This window comes from Paraburkholderia aspalathi (assembly GCF_905220735.1).
Lineage (GTDB): Bacteria > Pseudomonadota > Gammaproteobacteria > Burkholderiales > Burkholderiaceae > Paraburkholderia > Paraburkholderia aspalathi.
In genome coordinates this window covers 96,178-118,409 of sequence record NZ_CAJNBA010000001.1, presented here as the reverse complement: position 1 = coordinate 118,409, position 22,232 = coordinate 96,178, and the positions used below count along the sequence as shown (strand labels likewise).

17 protein-coding genes are annotated in these 22,232 nt (G+C 62.0%); 8 read left to right on the top strand and 9 right to left on the bottom strand.

The window, feature by feature from the left end; genetic code table 11:
• Positions 1-46 precede the first annotated feature (46 nt).
• Both KHO30_RS00455 and KHO30_RS00450 read left to right on the top strand, forming a co-directional pair.
• Positions 47-1,504 carry an NCS1 family nucleobase:cation symporter-1 gene (locus KHO30_RS00455; RefSeq protein ID WP_211699728.1) on the top strand — a complete coding sequence of 486 codons (1,458 nt, stop codon included), beginning with the start codon at positions 47-49 and terminating at the stop codon, positions 1,502-1,504.
• Between the two features lie 129 nt (positions 1,505-1,633).
• Positions 1,634-2,017 carry a hypothetical protein gene (locus tag KHO30_RS00450; RefSeq protein ID WP_054034881.1) on the top strand — a complete coding sequence of 128 codons (384 nt, stop codon included), beginning with the start codon at positions 1,634-1,636 and terminating at the stop codon, positions 2,015-2,017.
• Positions 2,018-2,031: 14 nt separating this feature from the next.
• Here the strand turns inward: KHO30_RS00450 and KHO30_RS00445 are convergent, their stop codons facing one another.
• From KHO30_RS00445 to KHO30_RS00435, 3 genes are all read right to left on the bottom strand, one after another.
• Positions 2,032-2,490: a hypothetical protein gene (locus KHO30_RS00445; protein ID WP_211699727.1), complete on the bottom strand. Its 459-nt coding sequence runs from the start codon at positions 2,488-2,490 to the stop codon at positions 2,032-2,034.
• Between the two features lie 215 nt (positions 2,491-2,705).
• Positions 2,706-4,868: a TonB-dependent siderophore receptor gene (locus KHO30_RS00440; protein WP_211699726.1), complete on the bottom strand. Its 2,163-nt coding sequence runs from the start codon at positions 4,866-4,868 to the stop codon at positions 2,706-2,708.
• Between the two features lie 134 nt (positions 4,869-5,002).
• Positions 5,003-6,058 (bottom strand): questin oxidase family protein, encoded by a 1,056-nt coding sequence (locus KHO30_RS00435; protein WP_211699725.1) that lies wholly within the window; start codon positions 6,056-6,058, stop codon positions 5,003-5,005.
• A gap of 83 nt (positions 6,059-6,141) precedes the next feature.
• Here KHO30_RS00435 and soxR point away from each other — a divergent pair, with 83 nt between their 5' ends.
• Together soxR and KHO30_RS00425 are read left to right on the top strand one after the other, a co-directional pair.
• Complete coding sequence (gene soxR / locus KHO30_RS00430) at positions 6,142-6,630, top strand: redox-sensitive transcriptional activator SoxR (protein ID WP_211699724.1); 489 nt, start codon at positions 6,142-6,144, stop codon at positions 6,628-6,630.
• Between the two features lie 81 nt (positions 6,631-6,711).
• The gene (locus tag KHO30_RS00425; RefSeq protein ID WP_200617274.1) at positions 6,712-7,143 is read left to right on the top strand and encodes a hypothetical protein; all 432 of its coding nucleotides are present in this window, start codon (positions 6,712-6,714) and stop codon (positions 7,141-7,143) included.
• Positions 7,144-7,160: 17 nt separating this feature from the next.
• Here the strand turns inward: KHO30_RS00425 and KHO30_RS00420 are convergent, their stop codons facing one another.
• Complete coding sequence (locus tag KHO30_RS00420) at positions 7,161-8,069, bottom strand: LysR family transcriptional regulator (RefSeq protein ID WP_093635060.1); 909 nt, start codon at positions 8,067-8,069, stop codon at positions 7,161-7,163.
• A 192-nt stretch (positions 8,070-8,261) separates the two neighbouring features.
• Here KHO30_RS00420 and KHO30_RS00415 point away from each other — a divergent pair, with 192 nt between their 5' ends.
• The 3 genes from KHO30_RS00415 (at position 8,262) to KHO30_RS00405 (ending at position 10,386) form a co-directional block, all read left to right on the top strand.
• Positions 8,262-8,840 (top strand): YceI family protein, encoded by a 579-nt coding sequence (locus tag KHO30_RS00415; RefSeq protein WP_211699723.1) that lies wholly within the window; start codon positions 8,262-8,264, stop codon positions 8,838-8,840.
• A gap of 70 nt (positions 8,841-8,910) precedes the next feature.
• On the top strand, positions 8,911-9,816 hold the full coding sequence (locus tag KHO30_RS00410) for an NmrA/HSCARG family protein (RefSeq protein WP_211699722.1): 906 nt from the start codon (positions 8,911-8,913) through the stop codon (positions 9,814-9,816).
• A 39-nt stretch (positions 9,817-9,855) separates the two neighbouring features.
• Positions 9,856-10,386 carry a carboxymuconolactone decarboxylase family protein gene (locus KHO30_RS00405; RefSeq protein WP_211699721.1) on the top strand — a complete coding sequence of 177 codons (531 nt, stop codon included), beginning with the start codon at positions 9,856-9,858 and terminating at the stop codon, positions 10,384-10,386.
• Between the two features lie 224 nt (positions 10,387-10,610).
• Here KHO30_RS00405 and KHO30_RS00400 read toward each other — a convergent pair whose 3' ends face one another.
• Positions 10,611-12,332 carry a tannase/feruloyl esterase family alpha/beta hydrolase gene (locus tag KHO30_RS00400; RefSeq protein WP_425312885.1) on the bottom strand — a complete coding sequence of 574 codons (1,722 nt, stop codon included), beginning with the start codon at positions 12,330-12,332 and terminating at the stop codon, positions 10,611-10,613.
• 125 nt (positions 12,333-12,457) lie between these two features.
• The gene (locus tag KHO30_RS00395) at positions 12,458-13,069 is read right to left on the bottom strand and encodes a TetR/AcrR family transcriptional regulator (RefSeq protein WP_211699719.1); all 612 of its coding nucleotides are present in this window, start codon (positions 13,067-13,069) and stop codon (positions 12,458-12,460) included.
• Between the two features lie 180 nt (positions 13,070-13,249).
• On the opposite strand from KHO30_RS00395, the gene KHO30_RS00390 reads away from it, so the two are divergent.
• A complete protein-coding gene (locus KHO30_RS00390) occupies positions 13,250-14,284 on the top strand; it encodes a saccharopine dehydrogenase family protein (RefSeq protein ID WP_200622345.1) in 1,035 nt (344 codons plus the stop codon).
• A gap of 23 nt (positions 14,285-14,307) precedes the next feature.
• Here the strand turns inward: KHO30_RS00390 and KHO30_RS00385 are convergent, their stop codons facing one another.
• From KHO30_RS00385 to KHO30_RS00375, 3 genes are read right to left on the bottom strand one after another with little or no spacing between them, the layout of a single operon-like run.
• On the bottom strand, positions 14,308-15,789 hold the full coding sequence (locus KHO30_RS00385) for an efflux transporter outer membrane subunit (RefSeq protein WP_211699718.1): 1,482 nt from the start codon (positions 15,787-15,789) through the stop codon (positions 14,308-14,310).
• Complete coding sequence (locus KHO30_RS00380; protein WP_200622343.1) at positions 15,786-19,097, bottom strand: efflux RND transporter permease subunit; 3,312 nt, start codon at positions 19,095-19,097, stop codon at positions 15,786-15,788. Before KHO30_RS00380 ends, KHO30_RS00385 begins: the two co-directional genes overlap by 4 nt.
• Positions 19,094-22,225, bottom strand: coding sequence for an efflux RND transporter permease subunit (locus KHO30_RS00375; RefSeq protein ID WP_093635068.1), 3,132 nt, complete (start codon positions 22,223-22,225; stop codon positions 19,094-19,096). Before KHO30_RS00375 ends, KHO30_RS00380 begins: the two co-directional genes overlap by 4 nt.
• Between the last annotated feature and the right edge of the window lie 7 nt (positions 22,226-22,232).

The following is a 22,232-nucleotide window of genomic DNA, read 5'->3' as shown; positions in this document are numbered from 1 at the left end:
GTCCGGCGGTGTTTCCTTGGTTCCACGAGATCAAAGGAGATGACAGATGGAAATCCGCGATCCTTCCCCCGGCCTCTACAACGAAGATCTCGCGCCCGCCAGACAGCGCAACTGGGGTGCGTTCAGCATCTTCAACGTCTGGACCTCGGACGTGCACAGCCTCTGGGGCTACTACCTCGCCGCCAGCCTGTTCCTGCTGTGCGGCAGCTTTATCAACTTCGTGCTGGCGATCGGACTCGGCTCGCTGGTGATCTTCGCGCTCATGAACCTGATCGGCTACGCCGGCGAGAAAACCGGCGTGCCGTATCCGGTGCTGGCTCGCGCCTCCTTTGGCGTCTGGGGCGCCAACCTGGCGGCCATGGTGCGCGCCGTGGTGGCCTGCTTCTGGTACGGCGCGCAGACGGCGGCCGCGTCGGGCGCGATGGTCGCGTTGCTGATCCGCAGCGACAGCCTGATGGCGTTCCACAAGGGCACGCAGGTACTCGGCCACTCAGGGCTGGAGGTGATCTGCTACGTGGTCATCTGGGCGCTGCAGTTGCTCATCATCCAGAAGGGCATGGAAACGGTGCGCAAGTTCCAGGACTGGGCCGGCCCGGCGGTGTGGGTCGCGATGCTGATCCTGGCGATCGGTCTGTGCGTGAAGGCCGGCGGTTTCTCGTTCACCCATGGCATTCCGATGGACGTGCTGCTCCAGAAGACCGGCGACGCCGGCGTCAGCGGCGAGCCAGGCTCGTTCTGGGCGCTAACGGCAGTCGGCGCGACCTGGATCACCTACTTCGCAGCGCTCTACCTGAATTTCTGCGACTTCTCGCGCTACGCGAAAAATCGCGACGCAGTGAAAAAAGGAAATCTGTGGGGCCTGCCGGTCAACCTGATCGCGTTCTCGCTGGTCGCCGGCGTGACCACCATCGCCGCCTTCAAGGTGTATGGCGAAGTGCTGCTTCACCCCGAACAGATTTCGGCCAAGTTCGACAGCTGGGTGTTGGCGCTCATCGCGGCACTGACCTTCGCGGTCGCCACGCTGGGTATTAACGTGGTGGCCAATTTCGTTTCGGCGGCATTCGACATCTCCAACACGTTCCCCAAGCGCATCAGCTTCAAAAAGGGCGGCTACATCGCCGCGGCCATCGCGCTGGTGCTCTATCCGTTCGCGCCGTGGGAAGGCAACGCCGCGCATTTCGTCAACGCGATCGGCGCCACGATGGGCCCGCTGCTGGGGATCATTCTGGTGGACTACTACCTGGTGGCCAAAGGCAATATCAATGTTGCAGCGCTCTATCAGGAGCACGGCGAGTATCGCTACGAAGGTGGCTGGAACGTCAACGCGCTGGTCTCCGCCGCGGTCGGCAGCGTGTTTTCAACTTTCTTGCCTAACTTCACCAATCTGCTGCCCGTCTGGTGGAATACCTATGGGTGGTTCTTCGGCGTGGTGATCGGCGGCGGCATGTATCTGATCATGGCTACGCTGCGGCCGCGAGCGGCGATCGCGCCGACCGGTGCCTGAAGGTTTTCCTGACGCGCCGGTAGGGGCGACTCCCGGCCTCCGGCGCGCGGAACAGGCACGGCAACAATGCTTATGGTTGGCCGTCGCCGGGCATGCTAGGATTTCTCGCAAACAACTCCGGAGACTGCTATGCCGTTCATCTGCGAAAACGTTGAATGTCGCGCCGTGCTGGCCCGCGGGCAGGTTAGATCCATTCACGAGGACGCGGGGTGGTGCTTCTACTGCCCAGACTGCAAAGCGAGGAACGCGTTAAAGGATATCGGTGAGCCGGGCGGTCACGTTGAGTTGGTTCAACCGGAGAGATCCGGTCTCCCGCACAAGGTGATTGCGACGGCTCGACCGCTGGAGGACGGCAAGTACGCGGCGCAATTGCGCGTGCAAAGAGCGCTCGGTATGAAAGGGACTTACGCGGTCGAAGAACACTGGGAACAGCTCGGTGTATTCCCCGACCCGAACCAGGCTGTCGCGCATGCGAAGTCTATTGCGGCAGACTTGCTGGACCGAAAGGCCTAGTCCCGAGCGCAACCTCACGGCGCATCGGCGGGCGCGAGCTTGATAAATAGTTTCGCGGCTTCGTTGCCGTGCGACAAAGCGCGCAGTGCAAGTGAGAGCGCTAGCTGTGCGTCGTGGGCGACCGCACTCCGGTCCTGATCGAAGAGTTTGACGGCATGGCGCATATGCTGCGCCGCCTGATCGTGAAGCTCAGCCGCCAATGCGTGCTGTTTTGCGGCGTTTGTGTTGTCTGCGCCAGAGCCGGTCGATGCCGGTGCGGTCGGCGGCGTGTTCGCGCTGTGTGCGCCGGCGTCGTGTGCCTGATCGATCGCGTGCAAGGTGTGGCCATGGGCCATCATTGCCTGATGCGCGGCGTGGGCATAGTCTTTACCCGCCTCGAAATGCCGCGACGCCCCGCGGTGAAATCGCGAGGCCTGCTCGTGATGTGACGCTGCGGCTTCAAGATGTTCTTTTTTGTTGTGCTTCGTGCTCATACCGGCTCCTGTAAGTCCATAAGACCAACGCCGATGACGACCGATTCGAAGACCAGTGGCGGGTCGAAAACCACTGGATTCGAATTTACACGCACTTGCACGCCCGGTGACATTTTCGTCGCGCGGAATACTTCAACAACCGACAGCGGGTGAGGGTCGAATACGAATGACCACGGCAAACATGGCGGCAGCCATTCGCTATCTATCCCGGTCCCTCAGAACGAGAACGTTGTATTGAGCATCACCAGACGCGCCTCGCCGACCGCAATGATCAGATTGCTGCTGCTTGACGGGTAGTACGTCTTGTCGAAGACGTTCTTCACGTTGAGTTGCACACGCGTTGGGATCTTGCCGATCTTCGTTTCGTAGGCGGCGAACAGATCGGCGACGACGTAGCCTGGCAGCGTAAAGCTGTTTGCCGTATCGCCCGGGCGCTTTCCGACCAGCCGCGCACCGCCGCCGAAACGCCATTGCCCCGGCAGATAGGGCAGCATCGTGTCGTACACGGCAAACACGCTGCCGCTATGGCGCGCGGCATTCGCGAGACGCGTGTTGTCTTCGCGGTCGACGGCATCCGTGTAGGCATAACTCGCAATCACGCTGACATGCCGTGTCAGCTGACCGGCGACATCGAGTTCGATCCCGCGTGAACGTGCGCTGCCGATTGTCGACGTCGTATCGCCGACGGTGACCGCGACATTCTGCTTGTCGATCTGATAGACCGCGAGCGTGCCTGTAATGCCGGGCTTCGCTTCGAACTTCAAGCCGGCTTCGTAGACCCTGCCGCGCTCGGGCGCGAGCGGCTCGCTGACCTCCGTGGCAACGTTCGGCACGAACGACTTGCTGAAGTTCGCATAGGCGGACAACGCGGGAGTGAGCTTGTACACGAGCCCGAACTGCGGCAGCCACACTTGCCCGTGCGAGTGATCGGCGATGACGAATGGACGCCCGACGCCGGAAAGTTGCTGCCAGTTTTCCCAGCGCACACCGCCGATGGCGATCAGGCGGTCGGTCAGGTGGACCGTGTCCTGCGTAAGCAGCGAGTACGTATGGACCTTCGAGAGGCTGTCGCTTTGCGACGCGCTCGCTGTGCCGCCCGTCGAGAGCGTCCCATAGACCGGGTCGTACAGGTCGAATCCGGACACTGCCTTGCCGCGGATCGTGTCGCCACGGAAGGAGCGCTGCCGTTCGTATTCGCCGCCCACATAGACTTCGTGGCGCATACCCGCAAGGTTCAGGTCGCCGACCGCGCCGATCGTGGCGATCTCGTCGGAATCGTTGCGGCCAAGGTTTGCATCCGATGAACGGCTCATGATGCCGGTCGTGCTGTTGAATGCCGTTGCGCGGGTCAGGTACTGATCGTAGCGGTCGCGGCTCCACCCGTAGGTGGCACGCATGCGCCACTGCTCGGAGAACCGGTGTTCGATTTTGGCCCGCAGCGTTTCCTGCTTGCCGGTACTTTGCGCCCATGCTTCTTCGTAACGGGTGTAGCGCAACGCGTCGTCCAGATGACCGTTCACCAGAACCGTCCCGCGGTCGAAGGGCGTCGTGTAATCGACGTACTGGTAGCTCAGATCGATCGAGGTGTTGGCGTCGTGCCACGACAGTGATGGCGCGATTAGCGCGTCGCGCTGCCGTCCGAAGCTGCGCCAGTAACGCGCGGTGTTGTATTCACCGGTCAGCCGGAAGGCTAGCGTTCCTCCCGCCACCTGACCCGGTTGTCCGATCGGGCCGGTGAGGTCGAAGCTGGTTCCGCTGCCACGGTGGCTGGTGTACGTCGCCGATACCGAGCCGTGCAGTTCGTCCTCCGGTTTGCGCGTGATCATGTTGATCACACCGCCCGGTTCCTGAATGCCGTACAGCAGCGAAGCCGGCCCCTTCAATACTTCGACACGATCGATCGTGGCCAGATAGCTGTGCAGGATCGGCGATCGAATGCCGTCGACAAGGATCGAGCCGTCGTTGTTCGAGCCGAAGCCACGCTTGATGAACGCATCGCGTGTTCCGCCGAGCGTGTTGGTCTGGGTGATGCCGCTGACGTTGCCAAGCACATCGTCGAGGCTCCGCGCCTGCTGATCCTGCATCACGCTCGAACTGACTACCGCGACAGACTGCGGAATCTCGCTGATTTTCCGCTCGCCACCGCCGGAAATCTGGCTGGTGAGCGGGCGATAACCGACCGTCGGTTCGGGGTCCGGTGCTGCGCGTACGGAAACCGCCGGCAACTCTTTCTCCGTGGGCGTTTGATCGCTGGTGACGTCGGTAGAGGCTCCGATGGCGGAATGCGTCGAAGCTGCGTACATCAGGAAGGCTATGTGCAGACCGAAGCCGAAACGGCGGTAACGCCCCGGGAGCGCGGAAATTCGCAGAAAACGCATGTGTCAGGAGACCGCCTCCCAACTCATGCGAGAACGCAGAAAGGTGGTTGTAGCGGTGAGCTAAGGGTTATGAAAGAGATCGGATGTTAATGTAAATGGGAATCGTTATCAATAACGATCAAAAAAATAAGATGTTAGGCAGGCGTTGCGGGTCGGGGCGAATTGCGACGCTGCTGTTTTTCCAGGTCCAACCTGACTATGCGCGCTGCTGACGCCAGGTAAAGCGGTGATGGATTACGACGGTCCTCGCAAAGACACGTGTACGCCAACTTGATCGCATGATCGTCGTTTGACGCCACGGCCATCCGGCACACGTCGTCCCAGTCAACGACGGCGTCAGGCGACTCTGTTTCAACGTTCGCAGCCTTGCGGACCGTTGCATACGCCGCGCACAGCGCAATCCACAAACCAGGCAGCAATTGTTTCGCCAACGCGTCAGGCAATTGCGCGAGGAGGATTCGTGCCGCGTGTGTCGCCGTAACCGTGTGAAGCACCGTGAAGTCCGGCGAGCGCCAGTAGGCGTTAATCGTCGCCCGCGCCAGATCATCGAGTAAGGACATAGCGACCGGAGGCGCAAGCACGGCTTGCCTGAACCGCACATCGCCTGCAACGGCGCGCAAGCGTGACGTGATCGAGTTGCCCTGTACGACACTGTCGTCTATTGCACGTACGACGTTGTCAAACCCGGCTTCGACGTTTTCCGCCGTGCGGGCCTCATCGAAACGGGCGTCAATCGGCAGATGCGACGAGATTAATGCGGCGAGGCCGGAGGCGATTTCGTCGGGATGTGCCGCCTCGATGCCGTATGCCAAGCGGATAAGCGCGTGAAATGCCTGCGTTGCAGGTGCGAACGGCACCTCTTCCAGCACTGCCGCGATGACCGGGACGGAGCCGGCTTCGGCGATCCAGTCCAGAAAACACAAGCGCAAGGCACCGAATGCGGCGGCATTGCCGAGCTGCCGCGACCATTCGTGACGGCTGACGATTGTGTCGACAGGCGGCGCGCTTAATGCATATTCGCGTTCCCACATATCGAAGAATTCCTGCAGTCGAGCAGGCGACGCTCCCATCCCGGCCAACGCGACAAGCGCCATTGGACAATGGTTGGTCGTACCTCTGGCCATCAGGTCGAAGCGAGCGTTTGCATCCAGAAGCTCATTCAACTTTTCGTGAGCGGGGTCCTCGCGCATATTGCCGTCTCTCGATCAAAGGAACGAATTCATTCTGAAAGTTCAAGTAGACTTGAAGTCAAGAGAGAATTCGTGGAAACGTGATGAACGAGACGACGATTACAATTGGTGAGCTGGCCAGGCGCTCGGGCGTAGCCGCGAGTGCGATTCGTTTCTACGAGGAACAGGGGCTGATCAGCAGTACCCGAACAGAAGGTGGTCATCGGCAGTATCGAAGGGAGGTCCTTCGCCGCGTCGGATTCATCCGCGCCGCACAGGCTGTCGGCTTGAACCTCTCGGAAATTCGTTCTGCCCTTGAGACGTTGCCCGGGCAACGCACTCCGACCAAGCAGGATTGGCAGCGTCTCTCTCGCGCCTGGCAGCCTCTGCTTCAGGAACGCATCGACGGTCTTATTGCATTGCGCGATCAGCTAGCGTCCTGTGTCGGCTGCGGCTGCCTTTCGCTGAAGTCCTGTTCTCTCTACAATCCCGGCGATATTGCCCGACGACGGGGAAGCGGTGCACGATATCTGTCGGGCGACACCGCGCACGCCGTGTTGGCGGACGATATCGCGGATAAGCAGAAAACGTGAGACGACGGAACTGATAACTCATTTGTGAAACGCTCGCACCGGCCTCCTTCGCTGGAGACGCCGCTGAACCCAAAAGGAAGCATGAGACGACTATTCCTCGCTGCGCTCGCAGCCACCTCTTTCGCGACTTGCGTTTACGCGCAAAGCAACGACCCCGGCCCGCTCGTCACGCCTGCGGGCAAACTGCAATTCGAGCGCGTCGACCGTGATTTCGTGGGGACGCTCGACAAGGAAATGTTCGACCGCTTCGGTGCGAACACGCTCTCGCACTTCGACGATGTCGGCAACTCAAATGACACCGTCACCCGCATGCTCGTGCAAACGGATTCCGGCCCGGTGCTGTACGACTTTCGCCACCGTCCGCCGCTTGTGCAGCGTCTGGGAGAGCGCATGACGGTCAAACGCGTGTTCTGGCAAAGCGATGAAGTCGTGATGCAAAGCTCGCAAGGCTGGTTCCGATTCAAACGCGGCGTGCTGACGAAGCTGCAGTCGTCTACGACGACGTACCATTGATTGCGCGCGCACTTCTATCACCCTGACGGGTTTGTCATCGCCTTGTCCAGTTTCTCCAAAAGAAATTCAGCGAAGACCGCCACCGCAGGCGGCACCGGTGGGCGGCTCGTGTAGACGAGCTGCAAGCCGAGGCCGGTACCGGCGCGCCGATAGGTCGGCAGCACGCGCACCAGTTTCCCCTGCGCGATGATTGGTTCAACTATTAACTGCGGCAGCAGCGCAATGCCCAGTCCCGCAATGCAAGCCTGCGCCAGCACGCGCATGTCGTTGACCGCGAACCGGCTGTTGATCGTCACTTCCTGACTACCGCGTGGCCCCTGCAGACGCCACGTGCTGCGACTCTGGCGATTGGAAATCGTCAGACAGTCGTGTTCGGCCAGTTCACGCAGCGTGCGTGGCGCAGCGCGCCGTTCCAGATAGGCCGGACTCGCCGCGAGGATCATTGCGCTCGGTGCCAGCCGACGTACTTTAAGGCCGCTACGGCTCTCAATACCCATGCGCAACGCCAGATCGACGCGCTCGGCGATCAGATCGGTAGGCGTATCGTCGAGCAGAAAGTCGACGCTGATGTTTGGATAGCGCGCGTAGAACTCGACCAGCCATTCCATGCGGAAGAATTCGAACAGGCCGGCCATCGCGGTGACGCGGACCGAGCCGGACGGTGTCTGCTCGTCTGCATGGAGCCGGCCGATCTCGAGGATCTGATCAAGCGCCGGCGCATAGCGCTCGAACAGCGCCTGACCTTCCGTGCTCGGTGCGAGCTTGCGAGTCGAGCGATGCAGCAGACGTGTGCCGAGTTGCCCTTCGAGTTGATCGATGCGCCGGCTCAGCGTATTTGCCGGCATCTGCAGACGGCGCGCCGCCTCGGAGAAGCTGCCGGCGCGGACGACCTGAACGAACATCGCCAGATCATTCAGATCGAGCATGACATCTCTCCATAAATGGATGAATCAAATCCAATTTTACCATCTAGTGTGAAGCGTCTTTAATCCCCATACTTGGTGTGTCACGCAGGAAGCGGCCGTAAAAAGCCGTTCTCCCGCTCCACTCTACGGTGGCATTGCATATCCCCGATACCGCGCACGGGCGCGGCAACTTAATGATTCAAGGACATTGATTTGAAGAAGCATCTGATGATTGCGGCTGGTGCACTCGCCGCCTCACTGTCGTTTTCGGCCTTCGCGGACGTATCGACATACCAGCTTGATCCGGAACACACGTACCCGAGTTTCGAGGCCGACCACATCGGCGGCCTGTCGGTCTGGCGTGGCAAGTTCGACAAGTCGCAAGGCACGGTGACGCTCGACCGCGCTGCAGAGACCGGCACAGTTGAAGTGACGACCGGCATTGCGTCGATTCACACGGGTAGCACGAAGCTCGACCAGAACCTGCAGTCGGATCAGTTCTTCGACGCATCGAAGTTCCCGGAAGCGACCTACAAAGGCACGATCAAGTTCAAGGGCGACAAGCCGGCCTCTGTCGTCGGCAATCTGACGATGCACGGCGTGACCAAACCGCTGACGCTGAAAATCGACTCGTTCAAGTGCATGCCACATCCAATGCTCAAGCGCGAAGTGTGCGGCGTCGACGCAGTGGGCGAATTCGATCGCAGCGACTTCGGCGTCGACTTTGGCAAGGCATACGGTTTCAGTATGAAGACCAGGCTGCTCATCTCGGCCGAAGCACTGAAGCAGTAATTCCATCGGACCGCTGCGCTCGCCGCGTGAGCTAGCACCGTCCCAACAAAATAACCCATGGAGAACAACCATGTCGAACACCCAGAAGCATATCGCTGTCGTGGGCGCAACCGGCCAGCAAGGCGGCGCCGTTGTGCGCGCGCTGCAGGCGAGCGGTCAATTCAAAGTGCGCGCGTTGACGCGCAATCCGGGCAAGCATCCGAACCTGGGCAACGAAGTCGTTCTGGCGGATTTCAATCGCCCGGAAACGCTTAAAGCTGCATTTGCTGGCGTACACGGCGTTTTCCTGGTGACCAATTCCTGGGAAGCACAAGATGACGAGCCCAAGCAGGCGCTCGCGGCAGTCAACGCGGCGAAAGAAGCCGGCGTACAGCACTTCATCTGGTCGACGCTTCCCAATGTGGAGACGATCAGCAACGGCACGATCAATGTCCCGCACTTTACGGCCAAGGCGAAAATCGAACCCGTCGTGAGTGAAGCCGGATTTCCGTACCACACGTTCGTGATCGCGCCGTTCTATTACCAGAACCTGATCGGCCTGATGGCTCCGCAGAAACAACCGGACGGCGCCTTGGGTTGGGCGCTGCCGCTTGATCCGGAGCGGCGCGTCATCCATATGGGCGACATCACGGAACTCGGTCGCCTCGTAGCCGGCGCGTTCGCGCAGCCGGAACTCGTGGGGCACGGTGAACATTTGGCGCTGGTCGGCGATTTCCTGAGCTTCAACGAGATCGTCTCCGCCCTGAATCAACAAGGAAACACGCTCTCGTTCAAGCAAGTCCCACGCGAGGTTTTTGCCAGCTGGTTTCCGCACGCCGACGGTATCGCGGCGATGCTCGCCTACTTCGAAGCGCACACCTATCTTGGCTCGGATTCGCGCGACGCGATCGCGCTTGCCAACAAAGTTGCCGGAAAGCCGCCGACCAGATTTGCCGAATGGGCCAAGGCGAACTTCGCCATGCCGGCAGCCACCTGAACGAAGTGCACTGATCAAACTACGAACGAGCAAGTACCTATGAGCCGAATTCCTACCCACACAATCGAAAGCGCGCCCGATGCGTCGCGTCCGCTTCTGCAAAAAATTGCCCAATCTGCGCCGACGGGACGTCCCCTGAACCTGCATGCCCAGATGGCGCATTCTCCGGCGGTGCTGGCGGCGTACGCATCGCTGCGCGCCGCGACTGCCGAGCACGGTACTCTGGATCCGAAAGTGAGCTGGGCACTCAATCTCGCCACTGCGGCCACGGTTGGAAACGACTACATGATTGGCATCGCCAGTCGATTCGCCGGCATGAACGGTTGGACCGAAGCACAGATCGCCGCGCTGCGGACAGGCACGACGACGGGCGACACCAAGGTCGACGCGCTGGCCCGGGTGGTCAGGGAAGCAACTGCCAGTTCGGGCAACGTCACCGACGCCACGTGGAAGGCTGCTCAACACGCGGGCTGGAGCGATGAAGACCTGACGGAGGCATTCGCGTTCCTGGGGCTGACGATGTTCACCGGATACTTCCTCAACTACGCGCAAACTGATTCGGATATCTGAACAGGCACGTCATCGACGGCAAGCAAAATACCTGCAGAGTGCGCAATGAATGCCGTCATGCAAACTCCGCTCAGCAGCCGCACGATCTCCATCTCGGCTACTACTCGGTGCGTACCCGCCCCGAAGCACTGATCGAGGGCGAGCACGAAATCGCGTGCCTCGGTCGCTCGCGTCCGACCGTCGCCTCAGCGCAAGCGCTGAGGGACAAGCCATTGCACACTAGATCACTGCGTTGCGCACGTGAAACTCGACGCAGCGTTTACATCGCCGGAACCGTTATACCTTGGGAAGCTCGGATACTCGCAAAGCGGCCGGGTACGGCCCGGCACACCCGCAGTATCCGCGACGGTCTGCGCAGGCGGCGTCACGCCATTTTCAACCCAGTTTTCCAGCGTCGTGAGTGAGTCCCATGACGCGTTGTACACCGTGCTGACCGCATGCCCATATCCGGGAATCTCGTAGAAGCGCACGAAATTGGCCACGGCTGAGGCGCCCATCGTCGCTTGCAAGCGCTGATAGTACTGCTCAGTTGAGCGTGTGCTAACGAGCGCGTCCGCCATGCCGTGCGCCATCAGGATCTTGCCGCCTCTCGCGTTGAACGCGGACAGATCGGTCTTGTTGACATCTTGCAGGCCCGTCAGTTGACTGATACGCGCTTGCAGACTGCCGGGGTTCTGCGGATCGACGGTAAGCGAGTTGTAGTTGGAGTCACGCGTCACGAAGTAGCGGATCCACTGGTCCCAGAACACGCTGAGATAAGGGGCGGTAGTGGGCATCGGCGAGGCCGGTTGCGATGTGCCCAGCGCGAGCGTCGTGACTGTGGGTTGCAACGCAGATGCATTCGCGACACCAAGGTCCGCGCCGTAAACGTTGAAGCCGGGATACTGCGTCTCACCGCTGGCAAGTGGGTAACCGAAGGTGATCGGTGTGTTGTACACGTTGAGCGCGGAAATCTGTGCGTCCGACAAACAGGTGTCGCCGGTGTCCGCGCCGCCGGCGCAACGTAACGCTGTACCGTTGACCGTCGCCGTGGCCGGATTGAACGTGGTGTTGCAGGCTGCGACGTTGCTGATCAGCCCGTCGGCGACACCATCAAGCGTATCGCAGGCAGCCAGCACGGCGTTGAGCAGGACTTTGCGCTTGGCTTGATCCAGATAGGCGCCAGGCGCCGCGAGCGAGCGCGTGATGCGGCCGAACTGGAGATCGAGACTGGCGGCAGCCCAAGCCGGATAGAGGACGATCGAGCCATCCCAGTCTTGCGGCCAGCGTTGCACGACAGCAAGCGCCTCGCGGCCGCCGGACGAGCCGCCCGCGAAGTAGGCGCGTTTCGGCGCCTTGACCGCATAGCGGGCGTCGATCAGATACACGGCTGCGTCGCGGGTCTTCTTCAGCGCGTCGCCGGAGAAGTTCTGGACTGCTTCGTCGTTGACGCCGAACGAGCCGTCCTCGCTGCCCAACGCGTTGGCCTGATGCCCGGAGTCGCTCGCGAATGTCGCGTAGCCGCGTCCGAGCGGAGTGGGTTGCGCCGTGGGGCCTGCCGGCACGTTACCGGTCGGCGCCGGAATCGTTCCGTCATAGCCGCCACCGCCGAACATCATGATTTTATTGTTCCAGACGGTAGGCATCGCAATCTGGAATTTGATTTGGGGCGCAGCCGGATCGACAGGATTGATCGCGCCGCTCACGAGGCAATACTCTCCGGTCGCCTGCGCGCCGGTGCCCGAAGCGGGCATCGTGGTGGCTGCGGTCACGGTCGCGCCGGTGGTGGGCAGGCCAATGGAAGACGCCGGCACGGTCTTGCCGGCAAGCTGTGCACAACTGAGCGGCGTCGCCGCGGGTGGGGCAATGCTGTTGTTACCGCAACCGTTTAGCGACAGCACGGTAAGCACCGATACCACCACTAACGAGGAACCGATGCCGCCGAGTTTTCGGACGGTATGCTTCATTTGCATGGCCTGTCTCCGTTATGAGGGGGCGCGCCCGTCTACGGTTCGTCTGCTTCGCGGATGCAGGTGAGGACGCCACGCAAACTTGAGGCTGCTCAGCCGTCCTGTCAATCCCCCCGCACGGCTCAGCCAGGATTGTCCGCAACCGCGATCAGCGCAAGCGCCGCCGGCACGAGCGGCTGCGCTGCCTCCTTGTTTGCCAACTGCCCATAGACGTAGGCACCGTCGATAAGGAGCGCGATCTGGTTGGCCAGATTGTCCGGCCGGGCAACGCCGATTTGCTTCGCAAGCGCACCGAGACGGCGGCGCAACTCCACCTTATGCCTGAGGGCCACCACCCGCGCGGGATGATCCGGCGCCGGAAACTCCGTTGCCACATTGAGAAAAGGGCAGCCACGGTATTTCGGCGCGGCGATGTCGCGAGCGATCCACTTGAGGTGAGCCGTGAGCTCATCTTTCGGGGCGTTCCGGTGGCGCGTCGCGGTCTTGTCCCAGTCGGCCCAATAATTCGCGTCGTCCCGCTCGAGCACCGCAGCGACAAGATCGTCCTTGGTCGTGAAGTGCCGATAGAGACTGGTCTTCGCAACCCCTGAGCGTTCGACGACGAGGTCGACACCGACGGCCCTGACGCCCTCCTGATAGAACAACTCCGCCGCCGTATCGAGTATGCGTTCCCGGACGCTGCTGGAACTGGCGCTTGCGGCTTCTTTTGCTGCGGTAGATGTGCCTCTGCTCATGGCAAGTCCTCTTGAGAGACGGAAACTTTCTGCTTGCCGGTTACTGTACCAACATATCCCTTGACACGCTACAGATCTGTACTCTACTCTTTAGAAAACGATACAGATCTGTAGCGTCGTTGTATTGCCAAACTGCTGTCTCCCCATGCGAAGAAACACAATAACAACTGGAGGTCTGCAATGCCGTCGAATCAAACCGTGGCCGTCTTCGGCGCCTATGGCCATACCGGCCGCTTCGTGGTGTCTGAACTGCTCAGGCGTGGCTGGAGACCTATCATTTCCGGACGCGATGCCAGCAAGCTGAACGCTCTCGGCGCCGCTTACCCTGGGCTGGACATTCGGCCCGCGTCGGTAGATGACCCGGATTCTCTCGACCGGGCGCTTGCAGGTGCGGCTGCTGTGATCAATTGCGCCGGCCCCTTCGCCAGTACGTCCGCGCCGGTGATCGAAGCCGCGTTGCGTGCACGGATTCCGTATCTGGATGTCGCGGCGGAGTTAGAGGCCAATCTGGATACGTTCAAGCACTACGCTGAACGGGCGCGCGAGGCGGGCGTCGTGATCGTGCCGGGGATGGCATTCTTCGGCGGCTTGGGCGATCTGCTCGCCACAGCGGCAATGGGCGATTGGACGGCAGCGGACGAAATCTGCATCGCCTATGGGCTCAGCAGCTGGAAGCCGACGCTCGGCACAAGAGCGGCAGGCCAGGTCTCGCGGCAGCGTAGAGAGGGGCGGCGCCTTGTCTTTACGAAAGGGCAGATGGTGTTCCGCACGGACGCAGCGCCGGTTGGCGAATGGCAGTTCCCTGCACCGCTCGGCACGCAGCCAGTCATTGGAGAATTCACGATGGCGGACACGGTGACGATCGCGCGCCATCTGAAGTCACCCGAGATTCGCTCGTACATGACGGCTGTGGCGGTTAAAGACCTGCTGGAGCCGGATGCGTCGCCGCCTGTCGCGGTCGACGAAAACGGACGCTCCGCGCAAACTTTCCTCGTCGACGTTGTGGTGCGGTCAGGAGGCAATGAACGTCGCATATCGGCAAGCGGTCAGGATATCTACGCAATCAGCGCGCCTCTGGTGGTTGAAGCAGTCACGCGCGTTGTCAATGGGCTGGTCCACGGGGCGGGCGTCTTCACCGCCGGCGAAGCCTTCCACGCGCCTGATTTTCTGGGGTCACTGCGTCGTCAGGAGCATCTGGCATTGGCGATGCCGTGAACGGTGCTCCTGCTCTCAGGCGCTCACTGCGACGCTGCCTGCCGGTCCGGATGCCGCGGATCATGCAACTGGTCCGCCGACCAGCCGCCGCCCAGATCGCCGAATAGCGACGCGGCATCCAGCAAGCGCGTCTCCTGAACATTCAGCGCGGTCTGCTGAGTGGCCAACTGTGTGGCCTGCGCGGTCGCCACGGTCGTGTAGTCCACCGTACCGGCCTCGTACTCGTTGAGCGCGATCTCGGCGCCGCGAGTTGCATCTTGCACGGCTGTATCGAGAACGACCGACTGCTCGGCCAGGATTCGCAACCCGCTCAAATCGTCTTCAACGTTCTGGAACGCCGTCAACACCGTGCCCCGGTAATTGGCGACGGCCGAGTCGTAGGCTGCCTTCGCCGCGTCGACATCGGCGCTGCGCAAGCCGCCGTCGAAAAGCGTTTCGGTGGCGCTGCCGCCGAGCGACCAGACGTAGTTGGCCACTTTGAACAGACCGGACAACGGCGACTGCGTGAGTCCGGCCAGCCCGGAAAGGGAAATCTCCGGGTAGTACGCCGACACCGCTACACCGATTGCCGCGTTTTGCGCGGCCATCTTGCGCTCGGCGACGGCGATGTCGGGCCGGCGTTCGAGCAGCGTCGACGGCACGCCGACGGGCACGCCTGGCAGCGTCGGCATCGTGGTGCTGTGCGTAATCGAGAGCTCTTCCGGATTCTTGCCCACCAATACGGCGATCGCGTGCGCGTCTTGAGCGCGCGCCACGCCGAGCGCGATCAGATTGGATTGCGCCGTCTCGAGCTGGGTGCGGGCAGAGATCAAGTCGGACGGCGGGATAGTGCCCGCCTGATCCTGGTCGGACACGACGCTCAGAAAGTGCTGGTAGGCCACGACCGTCTTCTGCAGAAGGTCGATATTGGCGTCACTGGTGCGCAGCTGGATGATCGCTGTGGCCAACGCCACCTGCTCGGCGAGCGTCGCATTGGCGAGCGTCGCTTCGCTCGATTGCGCGGTCGCGGCGTTTTCTTCGATCGTGCGCCGCACCTGGCCCCACAGGTCAGGCGCCCAGCTGACGTTGCCTTCCAGCGAGGCTGAGTTGACCACTCGGGCGGCATTGCCGACCGAGCTGCGCGCCTTGGTGCCCGAACCGGTTACGCCGATGGTCGGGAACAGGCCGGCACGCGCCGCCCGCACTTCTGCCAGCGCTTCCTGATAGTTCGCGTAGTCCGCGCGCACGGTCTGGTTCGACACCGACACCAGCGGTTCGAGCTGGTCCATCAGCGGATCGTTGAAGGCCGTCCACCAGTCGCCTTTCGGTTTGTCCGCAGCGGGTTCGGCTTGCGTCCAGCCCGGCAACTCCGAGTAGGTGGCGGCCACGTTGACTTGCGGCCGGTGGTAGTCCGGGCCGACCATGCAGCCGCTGGCCAGCAGGGCCAGCGTCGCGACGGCCAGCGGCCGAAGGTGGCCAAAGCGACCAGGGCGGCCAAAGCGGTTACGGGAAATCTTCATCGTCATGCCCTCGTATCCGGTTGTCCGGGTTGCTGCGCGTCGCGATTCCATGGCAGGTTGGCGGACCATCTGACCAGCTTGAAACGCAAGCGGTCGAGGTAGAGGTAGATCACCGGCGTCGTGTACAAGGTAAAGACCTGACTCAGGATCAGGCCGCCCATCACCGTGATACCGAGCGGTTGCCGAAGCGACGCGCCCTGGCCAATGCCGATGGCGAGCGGCACCGCGCCGAGCACGGCCGCGAATGTGGTCATCATGATCGGCCGCAGACGGACCACGGCGGCGGAGTGAATCGCGTCCCGCGCCGGCATGCCTTCGGTGCGCTGCAAATGGATCGCGACGTCGACCATCATGATGCCGTTCTTCTTGACGATACCGATCAGCAGGATGATGCCGATCAACGCGATCACCGAGAACGGTGTGCCGAAAATCAGCAAGGCCAGCGTCGCGCCGATGCCCGCGGACGGCAGCGTCGACAGGATGGTCAGCGGGTGGATCGAGCTTTCGTACAACACGCCGAGCACGATATACACCACGCCGAGCGCGGCCAGGATCAGCAGCGGCACCGTCCCCATGGACTGCGAGTAGGCCGCCGCCGCGCCGGCAAACGAGCCGTGGATGCTGGCGGGCATGCCGATCTCGCGGATCGTGTTGTTGATCGCCACGCCTGCCTTGCTCAACGAACCGCCCGCGGGCAGGTTGAACGAAATCGTCGCGGCCACGAGGCCGCTCTGGTGGTTCACCTGGGTTGATGTATGGCTGTTCGAGAACGAAGCCAGCGCTGCCAGCGGCACCATGGTTTCGGCCGCGGTGCTGTCCGCACTGCCGGTCGAACTGCCGCCCTTGCTATTGGCAATGCTGTTGGTGGTCGCGTTGGCTTGCGCGTTCGAGTTGAGCGTGTTCGTGGTCGCACTGGCTTCGGTCGCGACGGTCACGCCCGACACCGTGCCACCCGGCATCTGCGTGCCCGCCGTGCCGGTGGCGTTGCCCGACGCCGTACTCAGGTAAATCTGGTTGAGCGCTTGCGGGTATTGCCAGTAATCCGGCGCCACCTCCATCACCACGAAATACTGGTTGAGCGGGTTGTAGATGGTCGACACCGTGCGCTGGCCGAACGCGTCATACAGCACGCTGTCGACCTGGTTCGGCGCAAAGCCGTAGCGCGCCGCCGTCGAGCGATTGATGGTGACGTAGGTCTGCAGACCGTTTTGCTGCAAGTCGGAGTTCACGTCGAGCAACTGCGCGTGCTCCTTGGCGAGCGCGGCGACGAGCAGCGGTGTCCACTTGAACAGTGCGGCGGAATCGTCGCTGGTGAGCGTGTACTGATACTCGGCGGCGGATTGCCGTCCGCCGATTCGCAGATCCTGCTGTGCCTGGATAAAGAGCCGGGCGCCCGAGACCGCATTGAGCTTGGGCCGCAGGCGGTTCACGACCTCGGTGGCCGAAGCGTGGCGTTGGGCTAGCGGCTTGAGTTCGATGAACACGTTCGCGGTATTGAGCGCGCGGCCGCCCGTAAAGCCGGCTACCGAGGCGACTGCCGGATCCTTCTGCACGATCTCCTGCAATTGCGTGAGCTTCTTTTGCATCGCCGGAAAGGAGATGCTCTGGTCGGCGATGATCTGTCCGATCAGGATGCCCGTGTCCTGCTCAGGAAAGAAGGTGGCCGGCACCAGCTTGAACAGAAACACGTTGCCCACCAGCAGACCGATCAATAGCAGGATGACCAGCAGTGCATGGTCCAGTACGGCCGTGAGCGAGCGCGCGTAGGCATTCTTGAAACGATCGAACTGCTTTTCGACCCATACCGCCCAACGCGCTTTCGAATGTCCGGCGTTGTCGCGGCTCAGCACGTAGGCGCACATGGCCGGTGTGACCGTCAGCGAAATCACCAGCGAGATCAGGATGGCGATGGAGAGCGTGACCGCGAACTCATGGAACAGCAGGCCGACCACACCCGGCATCAGCATGATCGGGAGGAACACCGCGATCAGCGAGAGGCTCATCGAGATCACCGTGAAGCCCACTTCGCCGCTGCCTTTCAAGGCGGCCTCTTTCGGACTGAGCCCCAACTCCATATGACGCACGATGTTTTCCAGCACCACCACCGCATCGTCGACCACGAAGCCGGTGCCGATGGTCAGCGCCATCAGTGAAAGGTTGTCGATGCTGTAGCCGAGCAGGTACATCGGCCCGAAGGTGCCCACGATCGACAGCGGCAGCGCAACGGCCGGCACCAGCGTGGCGCGCGGCGATTGCAGGAAAATAAACACGACGCCCACTACCAGCAGCACGGCGATGAATAGCGTGCGCTCCGTGTCGCCCACCGACGCTCTGACCGACTCCGACCGGTCGATCGCGATGCCCACGTGCACACTGCTCGGCAGTGTCGCCTCGATCGACGGCAGGACCTTGCGAATCTGCGCGACGGTGCTCACGACATTGCTGCCCGGCATCGGATACACGATCACGAGGATGGCAGACTTGCCGTTAAAGAGCCCAGCATTGCGGATATTTTCGTTCGAATCTCTGACCTGGGCCACGTCGCGCAACTGGACCGGCGAGCCGTTGCGGTAGGCGACCACCAGGTCGCGATACGGCGCGGCATGCGTAATCTGGTCGTTGGACGTGACCACGTAGCGCTGGTCGCCCTCGTCGAGATGGCCCTTCGCGCTGTCGGCGTTGGCGGCGCTGATCGCCGCGCGCACGTCCTCCAGTCCGATGCCGTAGCTGTTCAGTTTGCCCGGTTGCAATTCCACGCGTACCGAGGGCAACGCGCCGCCGCCGAGTGTGATCTGGCCCACCCCCTGGACTTGCGAGAGTTGCTGCTGGATCACCGAATCCGCGGAGTCATAGAGCTGTGCCTTGGTGAGCGTGTCCGACGTCAGCGAGAGCACCATGATCGGCGCATCCGCCGGGTTGTACTGGCGATAGCTCGGGTTGCTGCGGAGCGTGGTCGGCAAGTCGGCGCGTGCGGCCTGGATGGCCGCTTCGACGTCGCGCGCGGCGCCGTTGATGTCGCGCTTCAAACCGAACTCGACCACGATCAAGGACGAGCCGACGGTGCTGATCGACGTCAGTTCTTCAACGTCGGCAATCGTGGCGAGCCGCCGCTCGAGCGGCTCGGCCACCGTGGTCCCCATGATGGCCGGACTCGCGCCCGCCATGTTCGCCTGCACGACGATGACCGGAAAGGCGATATTCGGCAACGGTGCAACCGGCAGCCGGAAGTAGGCGAGCGCCCCGGAGATCAGGATCGCGACGGCCAGAAGCGTGGTCGCGACAGGCCGCCGGATGAATAGCGCCGAGATGTTCACGGCGTTTCCTCCGCGCCGCCCGGAGGCGAACTCTCCGGTTTATTGCGGTTGCGCCAGCGTCTCGTGCGCTCAGCCATTCTGTCGAAGAACAGATAGATCACGGGCGTGGTGAAGAGCGTCAGCACCTGGCTCAGCGTCAGACCGCCGATGATCGCGAGGCCCAGCGGCCGGCGCAATTCCGAACCCGTGCCGCTGCCGAGCAGCATCGGCAGCGCGCCGAGCATGGCGGCGAGGGTGGTCATCAGGATTGGGCGGAAACGCAGCAGTGAAGCCTCGAAGATCGCCTCGCGCGGCGGCTTGCCGTGATTGCGTTCGGCATCCAGCGCGAAGTCCACCATCATGATGGCGTTCTTCTTGACGATACCAATGAGCAGCACGATACCGATAATGCCGATCACATCCAGGTCGCTGCCGGCGATCATCAACGCAAGCAGCGCGCCGATACCCGCCGAGGGTAGCGTGGACAGAATCGTGACCGGATGGATGAAGCTCTCATACAGCACGCCGAGCACGATATACACCGCGACCAGCGCCGCGATCAGCAAATAGACTTCGCTCGACAGCGAATCTTCGAAGGCCTGCGCCGCGCCCTGCAGCGACGAGGTGATCGACGGCGGCAGGTTCACCGACTGCTCGGCTTGGTGGATCGCCTTGACCGCCGTACTCAGCGACGCATCCTTCGCGAGGTTGAACGAGATGGTGACCGATGGGAACTGCGCCAGATGGCTGATCACAAGCGGCGACTTCGTGATCTGGATCTTCGCGATGCCCGACAGCGGCACCTGGCCCGTGCTGCTGGTCTGACTCGGCAGATACAGGTTGCCGATCGACTGCACATTCGGCAACGATTCCGGTTTGGCGACGAGAATCACGCGGTACTGGTTCGACTGCTCGAAGATGGTCGAGACGATCCGCTGGCCGAGCGCGTCGTACAGCGCGTTGTCGATTGTCGCGGGCGTAATGCCGAAGCGCGCCGCAAGTTGCCGGTTGACTTCGACGTTCACGCTGAGGCCGTCGGTATTCATGTCGCTTTGCACGTCGGCAAGCGACGGAATCTGCTTCAGCTTCGCTATCAGTTCCGGCACGTACTTCTGGAACGCCTGCTGGCTCGGTCCGCGCAGCACGAAGCTGTACTGGTTCGGCGAGACCGTTGTGTCGAGCGTCAGATCCTGCTCGGGCTGCATGTAGAGCCTGACGCCCGGCACACTGGCGACTTCCTGCTGCAGACGCCGGGCCACTTCTTGCGCGGTGTCGGAACGCTTGTCGCGGTCGCGAAGATTGATCAGGAAGCGGCCATTGTTCAGCGTCGAGTTCGTGCCGTCGATACCCACGTACGAGGTCAGCGAAACCACATCCGGGTCTTTCAGGATCGCATCGGCGAGCGCGCCCTGGCGTTTCACCATCGCGGTGTACGACACCGAGTTGTCGGCCACGCTGATCCCCTCGATCACGCCGACGTCCTGCACCGGAAAGAGGCCCTTCGGAATCACCACGTACAGGATGCCGGTCAGCACGACCGTACCGATGGCCACCACGAGCGTCAGCACCTGGTGATCCAGCACCCAGCGCAGCCCGCGCTCATAGGCGCCGAGCGTTTTGTCGAACAGGCCTTCGCTGATGCGCTCAAAGCGGCTCGGATGACGATCGGCCTGCGCGCGCAACATGCGCGCACAGAGCATCGGCACCACGGTCAGCGAGACGATCGCGGAGATCACGATGGTGACGGCGAGCGTCACCGCGAATTCGCTGAACAGACGCCCGATCACGCCGCCCATGAAAAGCAGCGGAATCAGCACGGCAATCAGCGAGATGGTCAGCGACAGAATCGTGAAGCCGATCTGGCCCGCGCCTTCCAGCGCGGCTTCGAGCGGTGTCTTGCCTTCCTCCAGATAGCGCACGATGTTCTCGATCATCACGATCGAGTCGTCGACCACGAAGCCGGTGGCGATGATGAGCGCCATCAGCGAAAGGTTGTCGATCGAGTAGTTCAACTGGTACATCACAGCCAGCGTGCCGATCAACGAGACCGGCACCGAAATGCTCGGAATCAGCGTGGCGGGCACGTTGCGCAGGAATACGAAGATCACCGCGACCACCAGCACGATGGCGAGAATCAGCTCGAACGCCGCGTCGGAGACCGACGAGCGGATCACGCCCGTGGTGTCCGACACCACAGTCACTTTCATACCGGCCGGCAGCGTGGACTCGAGCTGCGGCAGTTGTTTCATGATCTGGTTGACGGTCGCGATCACGTTCGCGCCCGGTTGCCGCTGCACGTTGAGCACGATCGCCGGTGAGCCGTTGTACCAGGCGCCGCGCTCGACGTCCTGAGCGGCCTGACTGACCCGCGCGACGTCGCGCATGAATACCGGGGCGCCGTTCTGGTAGGCGATCACCGTGTCCAGATAGTCCTTCGGATCGGTGATCTGATCGTTGCCGTTGATCGTGTAATCGAGCTCCGGGCCGTCGAAATTGCCCTTCGGCTGACTGACGTTGACATAGCTGAGCAGCGTGCGCAGATCGTCGATGTTCAGACCGTAGGCGGCCAGCTTGTGCGGGTCCGCTTCCACACGGATCGCCGGTACATTGCCGCCGCTCGTCGTGACCACGCCCACGCCCGACACTTCGGAAATCTTGGTGCCGAGGCGGTTGTTGGCAACGTCTTCAAGCTGGGTCAGCGACATCGATTTCGACGTGACCGCGAGCGTCAGGATCGGCTGGTCGGCCGGATTGACCTTGGCATATGTCGGCGGCGCCGGCAGACCGGAGGGCAGGTAGCTGTTGGAGGCGTTGATAGCCTGCTGGACGTTCTGCTCGGCGATGTCGAGGTTCAGCGAGAGATCGAACTGCAGCGTGATGACCGATGCACCGTCCGAGCTATACGAGGTCATCTGTTGTAAGCCGGGGATCTCGCCCAACTGCACTTCGAGCGGCGCCGTGACCGTGGTGGCCATCACGTCGGGACTCGCGCCCGGATAGAACGTCTGCACCTGGATGGTCGGATAGTCGACGTTGGGCAGCGACGAAACCGGCAGCACGCGCATGGCGACGAGGCCCACCAGCACGAGTGCGATCATCAGCAGCAGCGTGGCTACCGGTCGAAGAATAAACAGACGGGAGATGTTCATCGGCGCG

Excerpts from the sequence above, each read along its gene's own strand:
- KHO30_RS00455 (WP_211699728.1), top strand. The coding sequence starts at position 47 with ATGGAAATCCGCGATCCTTCCCCCGGCCTCTACAACGAAGATCTCGCG.
- KHO30_RS00450 (WP_054034881.1), top strand. The coding sequence starts at position 1,634 with ATGCCGTTCATCTGCGAAAACGTTGAATGTCGCGCCGTGCTGGCCCGC.
- KHO30_RS00445 (WP_211699727.1), bottom strand. The coding sequence starts at position 2,490 with ATGAGCACGAAGCACAACAAAAAAGAACATCTTGAAGCCGCAGCGTCA.
- KHO30_RS00440 (WP_211699726.1), bottom strand. The coding sequence starts at position 4,868 with ATGCGTTTTCTGCGAATTTCCGCGCTCCCGGGGCGTTACCGCCGTTTC.
- KHO30_RS00435 (WP_211699725.1), bottom strand. The coding sequence starts at position 6,058 with ATGCGCGAGGACCCCGCTCACGAAAAGTTGAATGAGCTTCTGGATGCA.
- soxR (WP_211699724.1), top strand. The coding sequence starts at position 6,142 with ATGAACGAGACGACGATTACAATTGGTGAGCTGGCCAGGCGCTCGGGC.
- KHO30_RS00425 (WP_200617274.1), top strand. The coding sequence starts at position 6,712 with ATGAGACGACTATTCCTCGCTGCGCTCGCAGCCACCTCTTTCGCGACT.
- KHO30_RS00420 (WP_093635060.1), bottom strand. The coding sequence starts at position 8,069 with ATGCTCGATCTGAATGATCTGGCGATGTTCGTTCAGGTCGTCCGCGCC.
- KHO30_RS00410 (WP_211699722.1), top strand. The coding sequence starts at position 8,911 with ATGTCGAACACCCAGAAGCATATCGCTGTCGTGGGCGCAACCGGCCAG.
- KHO30_RS00405 (WP_211699721.1), top strand. The coding sequence starts at position 9,856 with ATGAGCCGAATTCCTACCCACACAATCGAAAGCGCGCCCGATGCGTCG.
- KHO30_RS00400 (WP_425312885.1), bottom strand. The coding sequence starts at position 12,332 with ATGAAGCATACCGTCCGAAAACTCGGCGGCATCGGTTCCTCGTTAGTG.
- KHO30_RS00395 (WP_211699719.1), bottom strand. The coding sequence starts at position 13,069 with ATGAGCAGAGGCACATCTACCGCAGCAAAAGAAGCCGCAAGCGCCAGT.
- KHO30_RS00390 (WP_200622345.1), top strand. The coding sequence starts at position 13,250 with ATGCCGTCGAATCAAACCGTGGCCGTCTTCGGCGCCTATGGCCATACC.
- KHO30_RS00385 (WP_211699718.1), bottom strand. The coding sequence starts at position 15,789 with ATGACGATGAAGATTTCCCGTAACCGCTTTGGCCGCCCTGGTCGCTTT.
- KHO30_RS00375 (WP_093635068.1), bottom strand. The coding sequence starts at position 22,225 with ATGAACATCTCCCGTCTGTTTATTCTTCGACCGGTAGCCACGCTGCTG.